This is a genomic window from Planosporangium spinosum (assembly GCF_049999945.1).
GTDB classification, from domain to species: domain Bacteria; phylum Actinomycetota; class Actinomycetes; order Mycobacteriales; family Micromonosporaceae; genus Planosporangium; species Planosporangium spinosum.
Window position 1 is genome coordinate 311,890 of the sequence record NZ_JBLYUB010000001.1, and the last position, 17,244, is coordinate 329,133.

15 protein-coding genes and 2 pseudogenes are annotated in these 17,244 nt (G+C 71.0%); 3 read left to right on the forward strand and 14 right to left on the reverse strand.

Going from position 1 to position 17,244, the window contains the following annotated elements:
- Nucleotides 1–176: 176 nt before the first annotated feature.
- The 7 genes from ACNTMW_RS01445 to ACNTMW_RS01475 form a co-directional block, all read right to left on the reverse strand.
- Entirely contained in the window at nt 177–3,065 is a 2,889-nt protein-coding gene (locus ACNTMW_RS01445; RefSeq protein ID WP_426631447.1) for a GH92 family glycosyl hydrolase, read from the reverse strand.
- A 159-nt stretch (nt 3,066–3,224) separates the two neighbouring features.
- The gene (locus tag ACNTMW_RS01450; protein ID WP_426631448.1) at nt 3,225–4,307 is read right to left on the reverse strand and encodes a hypothetical protein; all 1,083 of its coding nucleotides are present in this window, start codon (nt 4,305–4,307) and stop codon (nt 3,225–3,227) included.
- Between the two features lie 65 nt (nt 4,308–4,372).
- Nucleotides 4,373–4,933, reverse strand: a complete 561-nt coding sequence (locus tag ACNTMW_RS01455; protein ID WP_426631449.1) for a hypothetical protein — start codon at nt 4,931–4,933, stop codon at nt 4,373–4,375.
- A 285-nt stretch (nt 4,934–5,218) separates the two neighbouring features.
- Nucleotides 5,219–5,572 (reverse strand): MerR family transcriptional regulator, encoded by a 354-nt coding sequence (locus ACNTMW_RS01460; protein ID WP_426631450.1) that lies wholly within the window; start codon nt 5,570–5,572, stop codon nt 5,219–5,221.
- 180 nt (nt 5,573–5,752) lie between these two features.
- Nucleotides 5,753–5,983, reverse strand: a complete 231-nt coding sequence (locus ACNTMW_RS01465) for a hypothetical protein (protein WP_426631451.1) — start codon at nt 5,981–5,983, stop codon at nt 5,753–5,755.
- Complete coding sequence (locus ACNTMW_RS01470; protein ID WP_426631452.1) at nt 5,980–6,168, reverse strand: hypothetical protein; 189 nt, start codon at nt 6,166–6,168, stop codon at nt 5,980–5,982. Before ACNTMW_RS01470 ends, ACNTMW_RS01465 begins: the two co-directional genes overlap by 4 nt.
- Before the next feature lie 122 nt (nt 6,169–6,290).
- Nucleotides 6,291–7,562, reverse strand: a complete 1,272-nt coding sequence (locus tag ACNTMW_RS01475) for a helix-turn-helix domain-containing protein (RefSeq protein ID WP_426631454.1) — start codon at nt 7,560–7,562, stop codon at nt 6,291–6,293.
- Nucleotides 7,563–7,592: 30 nt separating this feature from the next.
- Between ACNTMW_RS01475 and ACNTMW_RS01480 the strand changes: the two genes are divergently transcribed.
- Nucleotides 7,593–7,994, forward strand: a complete 402-nt coding sequence (locus tag ACNTMW_RS01480; protein ID WP_426631455.1) for a hypothetical protein — start codon at nt 7,593–7,595, stop codon at nt 7,992–7,994.
- Nucleotides 7,995–8,012: 18 nt separating this feature from the next.
- Here ACNTMW_RS01480 and otsB read toward each other — a convergent pair whose 3' ends face one another.
- The 3 genes from otsB to ACNTMW_RS01495 all read right to left on the reverse strand — a co-directional run bounded on the left by otsB (nt 8,013) and on the right by ACNTMW_RS01495 (nt 12,124).
- The gene (otsB, locus tag ACNTMW_RS01485) at nt 8,013–8,837 is read right to left on the reverse strand and encodes a trehalose-phosphatase (RefSeq protein WP_426631456.1); all 825 of its coding nucleotides are present in this window, start codon (nt 8,835–8,837) and stop codon (nt 8,013–8,015) included.
- Nucleotides 8,838–9,158: 321 nt separating this feature from the next.
- Complete coding sequence (locus ACNTMW_RS01490; protein WP_426631457.1) at nt 9,159–10,361, reverse strand: glycoside hydrolase family 64 protein; 1,203 nt, start codon at nt 10,359–10,361, stop codon at nt 9,159–9,161.
- 434 nt (nt 10,362–10,795) lie between these two features.
- Nucleotides 10,796–12,124: an extracellular catalytic domain type 1 short-chain-length polyhydroxyalkanoate depolymerase gene (locus tag ACNTMW_RS01495; RefSeq protein ID WP_426631458.1), complete on the reverse strand. Its 1,329-nt coding sequence runs from the start codon at nt 12,122–12,124 to the stop codon at nt 10,796–10,798.
- A 530-nt stretch (nt 12,125–12,654) separates the two neighbouring features.
- On the opposite strand from ACNTMW_RS01495, the gene ACNTMW_RS01500 reads away from it, so the two are divergent.
- Nucleotides 12,655–14,085: a glycoside hydrolase family 10 protein gene (locus tag ACNTMW_RS01500; protein ID WP_426631459.1), complete on the forward strand. Its 1,431-nt coding sequence runs from the start codon at nt 12,655–12,657 to the stop codon at nt 14,083–14,085.
- Between the two features lie 93 nt (nt 14,086–14,178).
- Here the strand turns inward: ACNTMW_RS01500 and ACNTMW_RS01505 are convergent.
- Nucleotides 14,179–14,259: pseudogene (locus ACNTMW_RS01505) on the reverse strand (DUF4440 domain-containing protein); the annotation flags it as partial.
- Nucleotides 14,260–14,369: 110 nt separating this feature from the next.
- Here ACNTMW_RS01505 and ACNTMW_RS01510 point away from each other — a divergent pair.
- Nucleotides 14,370–14,435, forward strand: a pseudogene (locus ACNTMW_RS01510) (LysR family transcriptional regulator); the annotation flags it as partial.
- A 37-nt stretch (nt 14,436–14,472) separates the two neighbouring features.
- On the opposite strand, the gene ACNTMW_RS01515 reads toward ACNTMW_RS01510, so the two are convergent.
- The 3 genes from ACNTMW_RS01515 to ACNTMW_RS01525 all read right to left on the reverse strand — a co-directional run bounded on the left by ACNTMW_RS01515 (nt 14,473) and on the right by ACNTMW_RS01525 (nt 17,194).
- Nucleotides 14,473–15,237: an FkbM family methyltransferase gene (locus ACNTMW_RS01515; RefSeq protein WP_426631460.1), complete on the reverse strand. Its 765-nt coding sequence runs from the start codon at nt 15,235–15,237 to the stop codon at nt 14,473–14,475.
- A 104-nt stretch (nt 15,238–15,341) separates the two neighbouring features.
- On the reverse strand, nt 15,342–16,007 hold the full coding sequence (locus ACNTMW_RS01520; protein ID WP_426631461.1) for a response regulator: 666 nt from the start codon (nt 16,005–16,007) through the stop codon (nt 15,342–15,344).
- The gene (locus tag ACNTMW_RS01525; RefSeq protein ID WP_426631462.1) at nt 16,004–17,194 is read right to left on the reverse strand and encodes a sensor histidine kinase; all 1,191 of its coding nucleotides are present in this window, start codon (nt 17,192–17,194) and stop codon (nt 16,004–16,006) included. Before ACNTMW_RS01525 ends, ACNTMW_RS01520 begins: the two co-directional genes overlap by 4 nt.
- Nucleotides 17,195–17,244: the final 50 nt, after the last annotated feature.

Below are 17,244 nucleotides of genomic sequence, written 5' to 3' on the forward strand. Positions count from 1 at the left end.
ACGCGGCGATCAACGTGCTCGCGGCGGGACGCGCCGAGAGCCTAAACGCCTGTAGAGCGCAGGTAAGACCGGCACCCGTGCCGGCACCGCGCGACGAAGCAGAAATCCACCCTCCGCGCCGCGCGCTGAGCGCGCAGCGCGGAGGGAATCCCCGCCCGTTAAGGGCGGGGAGAACGTCAAGGCGCGGGGAACTGCGGCGGAACGTCGCCCGGGGCGCTGCCCCACCCGGTGTTCGCGGTCGGCCCCAGCGTGTACACCAGCCTCCCGCCGGTGCGCAGCAACTCCGCCGGGATCCACGGCTTCGACGACGCCCGCCCGCCGACCACCAGACGCTGGATGTACCGGTTGGCCGGTGACGCCTGCGGCGCGTCGATGGTGAGCTTCCGGCCACCGGCCAGCTCAACGGTCGCGCGCGGGAACAGCGGAGACGACAGCACCAGGTCGGCCCGGGTCGGGATGGCCGGGTACAGGCCGAGCGCCGCGAAGACGTACTTCGCCGACATGGTCCCGGCGTCGTCGTTGCCGGGGATTCCACCCGGCGCGTTGGTCCACAGGGTGTCGAGCTCCGCCCGTACCGTCTCCTGGGTCTTGTACGGCACGCCGAGGTAGTTGTAGAGGAACGGCGCCTGGATGTCCGGCTCGTTGGTCGGGTCATAGCGGGTCGACTGCCGACCGGAGAAGTCGAAACTGCCGTCGGGGGCGCGGAAGAAGGCGTCGAGCCGGTCGATCGCCACCTGGTTGCCGCCCATCAGCCGGGCCAGGCCGACCACGTCGGAGTAGACCATCCAGGTGTACCGGGCACTGCTGCCCTCGACGAATCCGCGCTCGGTGGACGGGGTGAAACCCGTGGTCCAGGTGCCGTCGGCGTTCCGGTCGCGCATGTAGCCGCGGAACGGCCCGTCGACCGGCGGCGGGGTCGGCACGTCCGGGTCGGCCAGCTCCAGCTCGGCGACCTGCACGATCGGCGCGCCCCGGTTGGCCGTGACGTCGAGCCGGTAGTACCGGTATGGCTTCGGGTCCGCCACCGGGTACCGGTTGGTCACCCCGCGGTCGGTGAACGCCTGACCGGTCCGGGTGTCCACCGCCGTCCAGGTGACGCCGTCGGCCGAGCCGAGCAGGGTCCAGTCCTTCGGGTCGCGCTCCGGGACGTCGTTGGCCGACGTCACGGCGTACTCGGTGACCGTGCGCGGCTGGTCGAGCTGCACCTGGACCCAGCCGGTGGTGGCGAACGCGAGCCACTTGGTGCCCTTGTCGCCGTCGACGAGCTGCTGTTTCCCCTCACCCGGCGGGTTCTCGGCGCTCGCGGTGACCTCGACGACATGGGCGCGGACGTTGTGCGGCAGGCCGGGATCGGCGGCGGCGTCCGGGTCGAAGACGTTGCGCCAGTTGCCGGAGCGGGCCAGGAACCTCTGGTGGTTCGCGGTGTCGCCCAGGGCCTTGGCCAGCTCGGCGAGGCCGAAGTCAGCGGCCGCGTCCTCCAGGGTCTCCGCCGCGCCGCCCCAGCAGTGGCAGTCGTCGGCGGGGACGTAGCCCAGCGACAGGTACCGGTCGAGGGCGGGCCGTTGACCGACGCACTCGACCGGACAGCCGGCGTCGCTGGTGTCGTTCGCGGTCGGCACGGTCGCCGCCGTGACCAGCGAGGCGTACGCGCCGCGTACGTCGAAGTCGCGCGCGCCGAAGGCGTACATGGCGGCGATGGCGGCCGCGGCCGGGTCGCCCGACATCACGCTGGTCTTGCCGTGCTGCAACAGCCAGCGGTCCCACTCGCCGCCGCGTTGCCGGGCATAGTTGTACAGCGACTGCGCGTAGTCGCTGGCCATCTTCGGGTCGAGCAGGGCCAGCAGTTGCACCTGAGCCCGGTACACATCCCAGCCGGAGAAGGTGCCGTACTGCGCCCGCTGCCGGGACTCCAGCCGGTGCACGGCCCCGTCGGCGCCGGCGTACTCGCCGGTCACGTCGCTGGTCAGGGTCGGCTCCAGCATCGTGTGGTAGAGCGCGGTGTAGAACACGGTCCGCTGGTCGGCGGTGCCACCGCCGACACCGAGCCGGCGCAGCGCGCGCCGCCAGTCGGCGTACGCGGCCGTACGGACGGAGTCGAACGACCGGCCCGGCGGGTTCTCGGCGCGCAGGTTAGCCTCGGCGTTACGCAGGCTGACGTACGAGACCGCCACCTTGACGTCGACCCGGGTGGTGCCGGGCGCGAACGTCACGTACCCGCCGGATCCCTTGCCCGGCACCGGCCGGCCGCCTGAGCCGTAGCCGGTGCCGCCGGAAGCGGTGGTCGCACCGGGGTTCAGCGTCGCGTCGGTCCACGTTCCGACCGCCGCGAACGGCTGATCGAAGTGGGCGGTGAAGTGCAGCGTGTAGTAGGGCTTGCGGTTGTCCGGGCTCTGCGGGCCACAGAAGTTGCCCGCCGTCACCGAGCCGGTCACCGTCCGGTTCGCGGCGTCGATGCGTACCGTGGCGTCGCTGCTGCCGGTCTCCGAGTGGGCGGTGCGGAACAGCAGGCTCGCGGGCCGGTCGGCCGGGAAGGTGAAGCGACCGGAGCCGGTGCGCGGCGTCGTGGTGACCTCCGCCGTCGCGTCGCTGTCGAGACCGACCTTGTAGTAGCCGGGTCGGGCTGCCTCGGCCGTGTGCGAGAACGTACTGGCGTACGTCGCGTCCGTGGTGTCTGCGGTCGGCGAGGTGGTGACGTCACCGACGTACGGCAGGATCGGGATGTCGCCGTTGGCGCCGGAACAGCCGACGCCGCTGACATGGGTCAAGCTGAGGCCGCGGAGCTTGGTCACGGTGTACTCGTAGCCGCCGGGCGCCGCGGTGCGGGTCTGGTCGCCGCGGGTGTTCTGCGGACTCCAGGCGAGCATGCCGAACGGGGTCACCGCGCCCGGGTAGGTGTTGCCCAGGTTCGTGGTGCCGATGAACGGATTCACCAGCGCCGCCGGGTCCGTGACGAGGGCCGGGGCGGCCGCTGCCGCCGGCACCGCACACGTCAGCGTCGCCGTGAGCAGTACGGCACCGAAGCCGCCGGTGTACCGGCCGGCCCGGCGCGGAGACCATCGTGACATCCCGCCTCCCACCCTTGTGACAACGTTGTCAGCCATCGATAGAGAGCAGGGTGGTCTAGCGGAGAGAGATCTGTCAATGCATCACGAGAGTGAATGTTGCGGGTCGGCGCACCGGGGCGCCTACCGCGATGCCTCCGGTTGGTCGCGTGTACCGGGGCCCTACCGCGGCGCCTCGGTGTGGTCGCGCGCCCAGGCCGCCCACTCGTCGAGCCAGTGCTGCTGCGCGCGCCCCTCGGCCTCGACCTCGGCATAGTCGGCGGGAGGAGGATCCCCGGCCTGCCGACGGCGCTGCCACGCCTGCTGCGCCCGGCGACTGGAGACGTCGTCGCTGAGCCCGGTGGCGTACAGCAGGGTCTCGGCAACGGCCCGCTCCCGCAGCCGGTCGTCGTCGCGGAACCAGGCGACGCTGTGGTGGAGGGCGGACAGGTGCGACAGCATGCGCTGCACCGCCCGCTTGGCCTGCGACTCGGACTGGTCGGCCAGAGTCATCTGACGCTGAATGGCAGCCTGCCACAGGCTCGACCAGTACGACGGTAGCTGCGGCGGTGGCCCACCATCGGCCATCCACTCGGTGTGCTGGCAGGCTTGCCGGAGAACGGTGTCGACCAGAGCGCGGTGTGGCTCGCGGCTCAGTTCGTCCGGTAGCGGTTCGGGCTCCCGCGGCGCGGCTGGCGGTCTCGGCACCGGCCTTCGCTCCAGATCGGACAGTAGCGGTTCGAGGTCGGTGAGGGTCTCCACCTCGATCGAGTCCGGGTGCCAGTCGTGCGCCGCGATACTGATCTCGATGTCGCCGCGCTCGCAGCGCACCGCCCACCACCGGCTGCCGGCACGCACGATCCGGCCGGCGACCGGCTGACCATCCACGATCACCGTCGCATCACCCTCGGTCCAGGCAACCGAGGAGAACCGGTCACCGTACTGCCGCATGTGGTCCTCGACCAGGGTACGCAGGGATGCTGAACTCACCCGGGTGCCGACCCAACGCGCCGTTTCGACGGTCACCCAGACATCATCCCGTCGGGCGCCGTACACGATCCTGATGGCGGTGATGGCGTCGTTGAACCGCTCGAAGCCGCCAAACCGTTCCGCAGCAGGTTTTGCGGCTTCCGACAACGCAACAATCGGAATGTCACACTCATGGAGTGCCTGCCGCCTGTCCCGAGCCCGATCCGCGAGCAAATCGGCGGCACGCGACGCGGGAACTCGTTCCATATTCTCCGTCTCCTCGAAATACCCGATCAACCGAGTGCTGCCGGGGATGCCGCGAGGAACCATATTCAGCCGTCATCCCCGGCTCGCGTGGTCGCCTACCAGATCGAGTCTCCCGCAGACGGCCCCTCCGACCAACACACCCAGGCGTTCTCAGTGACCGTGTAGCTGCCGTACCAGACCACGGTTGCTTGGGCCCACCCGCGCGTCAGGCTCAGCTTCCTAGCGTAGGCGGTCCAGGAGAAGGGACCGAGGAAGCCGTCCTCCTCACTGTAAGCCTGGGTGGAATTCCCACCATTGTCCTCGATATTCACGTGCCAGTGAACGTCCCACGGATCGCCGGCGTCCACGACGAGTTTCATGCCAGTGCCGAGGTTCGCTCGCGCCCCGCCAATCGGATCCAAGTAGACCCAAGACGTACCGCAGCTAGGGTCCGTCGCTTCGCCGTAACCGTAGGGCGACACCACATCGCCCGAGGATTTCCCAGCCTGGCCGTCCACCGCCCGCTTCTTGATCACGCCACTGGTGGGCACGTACGCACCTTTGCGTGCAGCATCGGCCTTGGCGGCCGGCACGGACGCAAGGGACCCGTCCGGCAGGGTCACCACTTCGAGGCCGTGCGCCCGAGCCACGTCGGCATCAAAGCCGACCAGGCGCATACCTAATTGCACCTTCGCCCCTTGGGCGGCTCCACCACCCGGCGCCTCCACAGGGGTCGCGCTCGCGGCAGTGGGAGCCAGAATTGAACCCGCGACCACCAGGGAAAGAGCCCCCAGCATGAATGTTGCACGCGCAGAAGCCGACCGGAGGCCGGCGCGATCTGGCGCCATTGTTCCTCCCCAGGATCAGGTTTGCCATCTCGCCATTAAATTAGCTTTGATCAATTTATTGGGCAAGATAATGGGTCGCCCGCACTGCCCAAAGTGGCACCGCATCAGCTGAGGTCACCGATCCGGTCGCCGCTGCGCCACCAGATCACCGAGCCGCGCCTGCAGCCGCGTAATCCGCTCGGCCTGGGTGCGCAGCCGGTGCACCTGCGCGGTGAGGACGTGCCGGAGACCGGCCGGGTCGTCGCCGGTACGGTCGAGCGCCCCGGCGATCTCCGACAGCGACAGCCCGAGCTGGCGCAGCGCGCGCACCCCGTACAGCCGCCGCACGTCTGCGGCGGTGTAGCGGAGGTGCCCGGCCGCGGTGCGTTCGCCCGGCGACACCAGGCCCAGCTCGTCGTAGTGGTGCAGGGTACGGACCGTCATGCCGGTGGCGTGGGCCAGCTCGCCCACGGTCCACCGCCGGCCCACCTCGGGCTCATCGCGCCTGCCACGACGCTATGACCTGCCGTTACGTGAGGTGCAAGGCCACAGCCCGACACCCTGGCCGAACCGACCGGATGCGACGCGGGCACGAACTCCACTGCCGGCACCTCCCCGGCGGCGTCTGTCAGTTTCGCACCGGCAGGCACCGCCGGGGTGCCCGGCAGGTCACCTGACGCTGTACGGCAACCAGCCCAGGAACCGGCCGTGCAGCTCACCGGCCGGTACGCCGCGCAGGTCGGCGGCGGCCTCCACGAAGGACGCGCCGAGCACCAGCGCCAACGACACCGGCGCGTCGGCGTACTCCCCCAGCAGTTGTCGACGACGCGACAGACACGGCCACGGGTACCCGCAACCCACACAGATCCAGTTCGGCCGGATCGGCTGGTGTGCGGTCATGCCGGATACCGCCCCGCGTCGCGGATGCGGCGGCCCATCCGCCGCTCGACGGCCAGCGCGGCGGTAAGGGTCTCGCAGGGGTACCAGGGCGTGCCGCACGAGCAACCGGCGAACACCTCGCCGTTGAGCCAGTACATGTCCGGACGATGCAGGATCTTGATCAGAGCTACCTCAGGTCGGTCCACCGTGGCCTCCACTGCCGCTGGATGGGGCACGGCGGCCGGGCCATGTCCGGTCATCCGACCGCCGCACCCCTGACCGGTAGCGTCCAACCGACGCACCCGACGGAACAGAGGGCGCATGTCCGCTAGGTGTCCGCGGACAGCCGCATCCGGCGGGCGACCGCGGGCACCCGGGCGGCCAGCCGCGGGGAACGCGTCGAATCAGCGATCGCCCGGACTCGCGCGAGCGTCTCCTCCGCCGCCTGCGCGTCACCGATCCGCGCGTAGGCGGCTGCGAGGTGACACAGGTACACCCCGGCCCAGTCGGCGCTCTGCGACTCGGCCGGCAGCCCCTCCAGGCCTGTGGTGAGCAACCGTGCCGCCTGCTCGCCATGGCCAGCGTGGTCGTGCGCGAGCACACTGTGCACCACACCGCCCTCCAGCGCGAAGAAGGCTGGACTGCGGTAGTAGTGCCAAGGCGGTACGGGGTCGCTGTGAGCAGTGGTCGCCAGCGCGAGGTCGTGACCGGCCGCGAGGGCATCAGCCGCACCGGTCCGGTCTCCGACCCGGGCCAATCCCCGGGCCAACTGGAACTGGTCGTAGGCGCGTTGGCCGACGAACACGAACGGATCACGCAGGCTGACCCGGGTGAGCCCGATCATCGGGCCCCACGCGCCCAGCTCCTCGGCGAGGTAACCGCGAAACGACAGCACGGTGCCGATCAGGTCCGAGTTGCCGGTCTCGGTGGCCCACTCCAGCGCCTGGGCGAGCCACGTCCGCGCGGCGGCTGGCTCCGCGTCGGCGATGTGCAACCAGCCGGCGAACTGCGCCCACTGCGCGGCCACGTCGACCAACCGGGGCCGCAGCGGATCGCGCGCCTCGCCGACCATATCCGTCACCAGGGCAAGCTGTGACGCCACGGATGGAAGCACGGCGACTGCGCCGATGGAGTCCTCCAGCCGGCGGTAACCGACGAGCAAGGCCGCCAAGGCGTCGATGGCGGTGCTGTCGACACGCCGAGGGCATCGTGCGACGTAAGCCAGTCGGGCCTCATCCTCGGCGGAGGTCTCCGGTCCGGGCTGGACGAGTCGGGCCAGCGCGCCACCGGCCTCCAGCGCGGTGTCCAGCCGACCGGCAAGGTCCACCGCGGGCTGTGCCCGGCCGGTCTCCAACTCATGGATGAGGCTCTTGCCCTGATAGACCAGACCGGCCAACGCGCGCAGCGACAGGCCACGCACCAGGCGCAGGTGACGCAACTCTGCCGGAAACCGAGGATCGACGGCAGCACGGGGACGCGACGGCACGGTTGGCTCCCAGGGAGAGGACCGGGCGGCGGACCACCCCACGTCTGCCTCGGCGCCCGCCGTGGATTGACGGTACGCCACGTGCTCTGAGCGCCTCCACCTGTTCGACGACACCGCCGACTGCGTAGTGGATGAAACGGGACGGTGGGCTCAGCGGGACGATCCCGCTTCCGGCCCCACCCGGCCCCACCCGGCCCCGGCCGGGCCCGGGTAACGACCGCGGCCGGCCTGGTCGCCCTGGAGACGGACCTGCTCGGGCTGGGGTACCTGGTCGGGTCCCGGCTGCGCGCGTACCTGTCGGGCCAGTCGCCGGAGCGCCTCGCCGCGCTCGGCCCGGCCGACGCACCGGCCCCGCCCAACCCGACCCCCGGCCTCGCGGCGCTGGTCCGCGGCGACGTCGACCTGCCCGGCCACGCCGAGGTATACGCGCTGTACCCGGACCGGCTCGACCCGGATCGGCTGCGCGTACTCCAGGCCGGCGACCTGGTCGCCGCGCTGCGTGCCGACAACGACGACGGCCCCGGCGCGGGCGGCGAACGGCGATAGCCGCCGGATGCGGCGCGGTCAGCGCGCCAGGGCGGCCAGGAACCTGGCCACCTCGTCGGGGCAGGCGAGCACGAACTCGGCGGCGGTGGTCCGGCCCGCCACCTCGGGGTCGTCCGGGCGGCCGACGATGATGCCGACCCCGCGTCCGCGCAGCGCCCGGAAGGCGTCCTCGTCGGTGACGTCGTCACCCAGGTACAGCGGGACGACGTCGTCGGTGTCGAGGCCGAGGACGCCCATCAGGTACCGCACGGCCCGGCCCTTGTTCCAGTCGATGTTCGGCTGGATCTCGTGGACCATCTTGCCGGGGGTGACCCTGAGCCGGTCGGGATGGTCGGCGAGCAGTTCCCGGACCACCGCGCCGACCCGCTCACGGTCGGCCGGGGAGGCGAGCCGGTAGTGCACGGCGACCGACGCGTGCTTGGGCTCCACCGTCACCCCGGGGATCGCCGCGGCCGTGGTCCGCAGCCGCTCGGTCACGGCCGCGATGAGGTCCTCGAAGCCGGACGCCGCGTCGTGGGAGACGGTGCCCTCACCCGGACTCCAGATGTCCATCCCGTGGCTGCCGGCCACCACCAGGTCGTCGAGGCCCATCAGCCGCTGCACGACCACCCGGTCACGCCCGCTGACGACGCAGACCGGGCACCGCGCGGCGAGGGTACGGACGGTGTCGCGCATCCGGTCGGACATCACGGCGTCCTCGGGCCGGTCGACGATCGGCGCGAGGACGCCGTCGTAGTCGAGGAACACGGCCGGGCGGCGACCGGCCAGCCGGGCGGCCAGCGGGCGGGCGATCTGGCCGTCGTCGAGCGCGTGGGGCAGGTCGCGCACGGTCGCCGGGCCCATCGGCGGAACACCTCCTCGGGCCTCCCCTGCCCACCGATCCGCCCGGTATGCCAGGCCGCGCACCGTTTGTCGGCCCAGCAGCACCCAGGCGTGCCGGGTACCGAAGCGCGCACCCGCCCGGACGGCGGCGACCAGGTCGCCGACGTCGGCGAACCCCCGATGGCGCTCAGGACGCCGAGAGCGAGCACCAGGATCTTCTTCGCTGGTACATCTCGACGAGCCGGGACAGCCGGCGGGCGATCCTCGCGGCGACCGGTGGGCGGATGGACGGGCGGCGCGCCGGTCCCCCTCGTGACCGGCGCGCCGCCCGCGTGCGGTGGATCAGTTGAACGGGTCGAGCGTGAGGGAGGCCTCCGTCGGCGCGCCGTCGAACACCAGCGACTCGTGGTTGCCGACGTCGTCGAAGGCGAACGCGTACGCCTTGCCGTCCTGCATCTGGGCGTGGGTCAGCCGGGCGAAGTGGTTGGTCACGGCGTCCCGGTAGAAGTGGCTGGCGTCGTTGTCGGGCTGGTTGGCGCTGGTCAGCAGCGTGCCGCGGTTGTAGCCGGCGCACAGGGTACGCGAGATGGGCCCGCGCACCTGGTCGTTCGGCGCGTCGAGCTGGCGGTAGCAGCCGAAGATGCTGTCCGAGTCGGGCTTGTCGAAGCTGGTGACCACCTGGCCGGCGGTGTCGGTGAAGGTCATGACGTTGCCGGAGACCCGCCCGAAGTACCTCGTGTCCGGCCGGTCACCGAACGGCGTCACGGTCAGGGTCTCCGCGCTGTACTTCGCCCACACCCGGTTGACGTAGTCGTCCAGGACGCCGGCCGGCAGCTTGCCCGAGCCGATGGCGTGGCTGGGCGCGAGTGCCCGCAGGATGGCGCCGTCCGGGCCCCGCACGATCGAGTTCGCCCACCCGCCGGGCTGCCCGTTGAGCGCGCTGAAGAAGCCGTTGTACCCGCCCGGGCGGAGGTGGCCGGTGACCTTGGCGGTGCCGTCGGCGGACGTCACGCCGACCGCGTACGGCGCGGAGAACATGTCGACCTGGGTGCTGTTGATCCACAGGCCGGCGTCGTTGAGCGTGTACTCGCTCCAGTTGTACAGGATGTTCGTGTTGGGGTCGGTGGGGTTGGCGAGACTGGGCTGCACCAGGCCGCCGGTGGTCAGGAAGAACTTCATCTTCTCGCCGTACGAGAAGTAGACCCGGCCGGAGAACTTGGGTAGCCGCAGCGTCATCGACCCGCCGTTGGCGGGGCCGGCGATCGACGCGTCGGGGGCCGGGGTCGGCGGGTTGCCGCCGGCCGGCCAGGCGTGGAAGGCGCCGCCGCCGTCGGCCCAGCCCTGCTGGCCGGTGGCCAGGTTGGTACCCAGGACGTAGAGGTAGACCTGATCACCCCGGCCCGAGTTGTTGGAGACCGTGAACGGGATGGTCTCTCCGGCGACCGCCGCGTCGGCGCTCTGTACCACGGTGACGGCCGTGACCGCACCGGCGGTCGCCACCGCGACCCCGGCCAGCGACGCCACGAGTTTCCGTCTGACACGCATGCGTTTTCCCTCCTGGACAGGCTCACCGCGGCGTCGCGGTCCCGGTGCACGCCGCACTGTGAGAGCGCTCTCACAGTCGCACTTGCGAACGATTGGTGTCAATTCGTAAACGTGCCAACCTGATTGACGCGGCTGATGTACGGCCGGATGACCGGACGGGGCAGGACAGTCCAATGACGCAGGTCGCCGGCCACGAGATCGGATACCTCGCGCTGACCCGCCCCGGTTCTCCGCGCCCCGATTCTCCGCACCCCCACCGCCCTCGGTACGCCCCCTCCGGCACCGGATCGGCACACCCGGGAGGTCATGCGGGACTGGGAGGTCGCGGACGCCGCCGCGTTCCTGCCCCGGGTGCGTGCGTGCCCGTGTCCGAACTGCGGGCGGGCCGGTGCGGAGGGTGGTTGGCCCTCCACACCGGCCCGTCCGGTTGTGGGTCAGCTGGCGGTGCAGGTGGGGGTGAGGGTGCCGGCGCTGCCGGTGCCCTGGAAGCCGAACTCGGTGGACTGGCCGGCGGCGATGCGGCCGTTGTAGCTGACGTTGGTGAAGCGGACCGCGCCGCTGGTGCCGCTGCCCTGGGCGTTCCAGGTGTTGGTGACGGCGGCGCCGGAGGGCAGGGTGAGGTTGACCGTCCAGCCGTTGGTGCCCGCCGAGCCGGCGGTGACGCGTACCGTGGCGACGAAGCCGCCGTTCCAGGAGTTGAGCGACACCGAGGCGGTGCAGCCGCCGCCGTTACCGGGCGGCGGTGAGGTCGGCGGCGTGGTCGTCGGCGGAGTCGTGGTCGGCGGCGTGGTGGTCGGCGGGGTCGTGGTCGGGCCGCCGGTCGGGCCACCGCCACCGGCCAGACCGAGGAAGTCGATGGCGTACTGCACCATGCCGCTGCGGGGAAGGTCGTGGGCGGCGTCGGAGACGCTGATGCCCTCGACCGGGGCCTGGACGGTGTTACTGCCGTAGCGGGTGCGGGTCCAGGTCGACTGCGGGTGGTCGGTCATGACCGGGGTCTGGCTCACGCCGTTGAGGTTGGTCCACTGCTTGATCTCTTCGCCGAAGTTGTTGTAGTTCAGCGTGGTGTCGTTGACGCCGTGCCACAACTGCATGCGCGGGTACCTGCCGCTGTAGCCGGGGTACATCGCGCGGGCGGCGTCGCCCCACTGCTGGGCGGTCTTGCTGATCTGTCCGCCGGAGCACTGGCTGTTCCACGTGTTGCTACTGCTGCCGGTCGCGAAGCAGGTGGCCGGGACGCCCATGAACGCCGAGCCGGCGGCGAACACGTCGGGATACTCGGCCGCCATCACGTTGGTCATCATCGCGCCGGAGGAGAAGCCGGTGACGTAGACCCGGCTCGAGTCGACGTTGTACTGCTGCTTGGCGTAGTTGACCATCGACATGATCCCGACGGGGTCGCTGCCGCCGCCCCGCCGGAGCGCCTCCGGGGAGTACACGTCGAAGCACTGCCCACTGCGGGTGGCTTCGGGGAAGACGATGACGTAGCCGTACCGGTCGGCGGCGGTGACGTAGTCGCGGGCGCTGCCGTTGAACACGGCCGAGGCCGAGCCGGTGCAGTAGTGGATGGCGACCAGGAGCGCCGGCCGGGGCGCCACGTTGTTCGGCACGTAGATGTACATGTTGAGGTTGCTCGGGTTGGCGCCGAAGTTGGTCACCCGGGTGAGCGAGGCGGCCGCGGCCGGCTTGGCCGTCAGGAACAGGGCCGCGGCGACGACCGGAATGGCCGCCACGGCCATCAGTGCTTTGAGGAAGCGTCTCACGACACTCGGTCCTTTCTGGTGCACTCGGGCGGGAGTCGACGACGAGGTGGCTGAGCGAGCGGTCCGAGCCGTCCCGGCAGGCGGGCCCGGCCATCGACGCCGTGGCGCGGAGACCGGCTGACGGCGTACGGGCGCGTCCGCAGCCACCTTCCTGACTTCGACGTTCTTCGATCGGTATGTTACCGGGAAATTTCCGAAAGTCTCAATGGCATCGTGCGGCCGGACGGCACCGGCGACCGGGCGGGGCGCCGCCCACCCCGCACTGACCGACGAGCGCCATCGAGGGCGCCACCAGAGGTTCTTCTCCCCCGCTCCGGAGCACCGCGTACGCGGCGGAGACCGGGGAACACGGCGGGCCCGCGCCGCGACAGCGAACGGATCGCCCGGCATTGAGATTTCCGGAACGTTACCGGTAACATCCATCGAAACCTATCGAGGTCATCGGATCGCCCCGACTCACCTGCCGGTACCCCGCGGCGGCCGGTCGTCCGACGATCTCACCCCCCGTCGGCACTCGAGAGGCGACAGGTATGAGTAACGATTCCACCCACGACAGCGCCCGCCCGAAGGTGCGGTCCCGGACCCGCGCGGCGCTGGTGTCCGCCGTGGTCGGCGCGCTCGCCGTTGGTACGGCGATCACCATGGTCACGTCGGCCAGCGCCGGGACGACCCTGGGCGCGTCGGCCGCGGAGCACGGCCGGTACTTCGGTACCGCGATCGCCGCCGGCAGGCTCAACGACTCGACGTACACGACGATCGCGGCGCGCGAGTTCAACATGGTGACGGCCGAGAACGAGATGAAGCCCGACGCGACCGAGCCACAGCGCGGCCAGTTCAACTTCAGCTCGGGCGACCAGATCTACAACTGGGCCACCCAGCGCGGCATGAAGGTCCGCGGCCACACCCTGGCCTGGCACTCCCAGCAGCCGGGCTGGATGCAGAGCCTGAGCGGCAGCAGCCTGCGCCAGGCCATGATCGACCACATCAACGGCGTGATGGCCCACTACAAGGGCAAGCTCGCCGCCTGGGACGTGGTGAACGAGGCCTTCAACGAGGACGGCAGCCGCCGCCAGTCCAACCTGCAGGCCACCGGCAACGACTGGATCGAGGTGGCCTTCCGGACCGCCCGCGCGGCCGACCCGTCGGTCAAGCTCTGCTACAACGACTACAACATCGAGAACGCCACCTACGGCAAGACGCAGGGCGTCCTCAACATGGTCAAGGACTTCAAGGCGCGCGGCGTGCCGATCGACTGCGTCGGCCTGCAGACCCACTTCACCGGTGGTAGCTCGCTGCCCAGCAACTTCCAGACCACACTGCAGAACTTCGCGGCGGCCGGCGTGGACGTCGCCCTCACCGAGGTCGACGTCACCAACGCGTCCACCACGCAGTACCAGGGCCTGACCCAGGCCTGCATGAACGTGTCCCGCTGCCTCGGCATCACGGTCTGGGGCGTGCGCGACAGCGACTCGTGGCGCTCGGGCGAGAGCCCGCTGCTCTTCGACGGCAGCGGCAACAAGAAGGCGGCGTACACGTCGGTCCTGAACGCCCTCAACGCGGCCAGCGGTGGCCCGACCGGCGGCCCGACCACGACCCCGCCGACCACCACGCCGCCGACCACGACTCCGCCGACGACCACGCCGCCGACCTCACCGCCGCCCGGTAACGGCGGCGGCTGCACCGCCTCGGTGTCGCTCAACTCCTGGAACGGCGGCTTCGTCGCCACGGTACGCGTCACCGCCGGCTCGGCGGGCACCAACGGCTGGACGGTCAACCTCACCCTGCCCTCCGGCGCCGCCGTCACCAACACCTGGAACGCCCAGGGCAGCGGCACCAGCGGCGCGGTCCGCTTCACCAACGTCAGCTACAACGGCCGCATCGCCGCCGGCCAGTCCACCGAGTTCGGCTTCCAGGGCACCGGCAGCGCCGGCACCCTCACCCCCACCTGCACCGCCAGCTGACCCACAACCGGACGGGCCGGTGTGGAGGGCCAACCACCCTCCGCACCGGCCCGCCCGCAGTTCGGACACGGACGCGTACGCGGGCACGCGCGCGAAGTGCGGGCGCTCGGCCAGCACCTTCTCCCACAGCGCCCGGATCGCCTCCCGGCCCACCGTCCGGCCGCCGGGCGGGAACGTACTCGGGCATCGCTCTCCCCTTCCGTCGGCTTCGACACCGTCCAGCCTCGCCGCCCGGCGATCAGAAGTACAACAGCTGGTTCTGCTGGCAATGAGAATCTCCGGTCATGGAGCTGCGGCAGCTGGAGTACTTCGTCGCGGTCGCCGAGGAGCAGAACTTCACCCGGGCCGCCGCGGTACGGGAGCTGCTGCGGTACAGCCGGCGGGCGTTCACCGGGACCGGCGGGTAGTGCCCGGTCGGTCGGCGACCCGGAAGACGTAGTTGTTGGCGTGCGGACACACCGTGTCCGTCGCCCGCCAGCCGTCGCGCCACAGGTACATGGTGTAACCCCGACAGGTGAGCCACTCGACGATGTCGGCCGGGTCGTACTCGTACCGCGCGGTGTGCCGCGCCTCGATCTCGATGAACATGGTCGGCCGGAACTCCTCTATCGTCTGCTGCCCGCCGTGCAGCACGTGCAGCTCGCCGCCCTCGACATCGATCTTGAGAAAGTCGAGCCGGGTCAGGCCGGCCGCCACGCGGAGACCGTCGAGGGTCTCCACGTCGACGACCACCTCGGCGTGACCGGCGTACCCGTCGGTCGAGCCGACCCCGTGGGCCTTCCAGTCGAGAAAGGACCTGCTGGTGTCGGCCCCGCCGGGTCCGAACGGCACCCGCATCGCCAGCCGGCCCGGCTCGGCACCCAGGGCCACGGCGTGGTGACGCACGTTGGGGCGTTCCCTGGCGCCCAGCACCCGGGACCACACCGGATGGGAGAAGGCCACCGGCTCCACGCTGTGCACCCGGCCGCCCGCCCCGACCAGATGGGACAGTGCCTGGGTGTAGACGCCCGCGGCGGCCCCGACGTCGACGCAGACGTCTCCGCGCCGGACGAGCGTACGCAGGGTCCGCAGATCGTTGTCGAGGTAACGGGTGTGGCGGGAGACCAGGTTGGCCACGGTGTACGTCAGGGCTGGTCGACTGAGGCCGAGCATCGGTCCCTCCAAAATGGATGGTGGGTCGGGGACCCGACGAGGGTAGGGTCCCCGGCCGCCGTGGGGCATCGGCCCCGGGGCTTACGACCACGGGCCATCCCCCTTCACCGGGACGGCGATACCAGCCCCATCTCGTACGCGATGATGACCAGGTGCACCCGGTCACGGGCGTCGAGCTTGGTGAACAGCCGCGCGACATGGGCCTTCGCGGTGGCCACGCTGATGTGCAGGTCGGCGGCGATCTCGGCGTTGGACCGGCCGCGACCGACGAGGGTGAGGACCTCGCGCTCCCGCTCGGTGATGCGTTCGTCCGGCACCCGCGGCACCGGCGTCGGCCCCGACTCCGGGCGCCGGACGAACTCCTCGATCAGGCGACGGGTGACCCGGGGCGCGATCAGGGCGTCGCCACCGGCCACGACCCGGATCGCACCGAGGATGTCGTCGAGGGCCATGTCCTTGACCAGGAACCCGCTCGCACCGGCGCGGAGCGCGGCGTACACGTACTCGTCGTCGTCGAAGGTGGTGAGGATGAGGACGTGCGGCGCACCCTCGCCGGCGACGAGGCGGCGGGTGGCTTCGATGCCGTCCATACCGGGCATCCGGATGTCCATCACGACCACGTCCGGCCGGGTGTCCCGGACCACCGTGACCGCCTCATGGCCGCTACCGGCCTCCCCTGCGACGGCCAGGTCGTCGGTGTCGGCGATGAGCACGCGCAACCCGCTGCGGATCAGCGGCTGGTCGTCCACCAGCACGACCCGGACGGTCATCGCGTACCGTCCGGGACCGGAATCCGGGCGGCGACACGGAACCCGCCCTCGGGGCGCGGGCCGGCGGCGAACTCGCCGCCCAGCAGGCTGACCCGTTCGCGCATCCCGGGGATGCCGTAGCCGGCGCCCACGGCGCCGCCCCGCCCGTCGTCGGTGACCTCGATGGACAGCTCGTCGGGGCGCTGCGCGACGACGACCTGGCAGCGTCGGGTGCCGGCATGGCGCACCACGTTGGTGACCGCCTCCTGGATGATGCGGAACGCGGACAGGTCGACGTCCGGCGGCAGCGGGCGCCGCTCGCCGACCGACCGGACCTCCACGTCGACGCCGGCGTCGCGCGTTCGCTCGGTGAGGCGGTCGAGGTCGGCCAGGCCCGGTGTCGGGTCGAGCGGCGCGGAGCCCGGCCCGGCGTCCGCGCGGCGGAGGGTGCCGAGCATCCGGCGCAGCGCGGCCAGGGTGTCCCGGCCGGTCTCCTCGATCGCGGCCAGGGCCTTGCGCGCCTCGTCCGGTTGACTGTCGATGACCCGGCGACCCATGCCCGCCTGGATGGCGATGACCCCGATGCTGTGGGCGATCATGTCGTGGAGTTCGCGGGCGATCCGCAGCCGCTCCGCCTCGACCGCATGCGACGCGGCCTCCGCCCGCTGCGCCTCCACGAACTCGCGGCGCTGCCGGACCGCGTTGCCGATCAGCCAGGCGGTGACCATCGCGAGGACGGCCTGTATCACGCTGGCGTTACCGTCCGTCGGGCTGATCTTGAACATGAAGGCCACGTGGACCTGCACGACGAGCGCGACGACGGCGGTGACGACCGAGACCCGCCGGCGGTGGGTGGCCGCGACATAGCCCACGGCGACGTCGACCGCCACCATCTGGAGGGCGCGAAGGCCGGCGTGGAGCCCAGGGTCGCGGAGCAGCACGGGTGCGGAGAACGCCTCCACCACGATCATGTTGAGGAACACCATGGGTAACGCGACGAACGGCCGCCGCGGCAGGACACCCGCGAGCAGTGCCGTCGCCACCACCGGCATGACAAGGCGCAGACCGAACGACGCGTTCGGCGGCTTGCTGAAATCGAGCCAGCAGAAGAGCAGTACCGGGGACAGGACAGCCCCGCTCCATGCCAGGACCGTACGCGCGCTTCCCGGTACCCGCCGGTGCGGCGGAGGAGAGGCCAAGGTCGACATGGCGCGATCCTAGCCAGCCGGTCACCCCTGGTCAGCGGTCCACGGGCGTA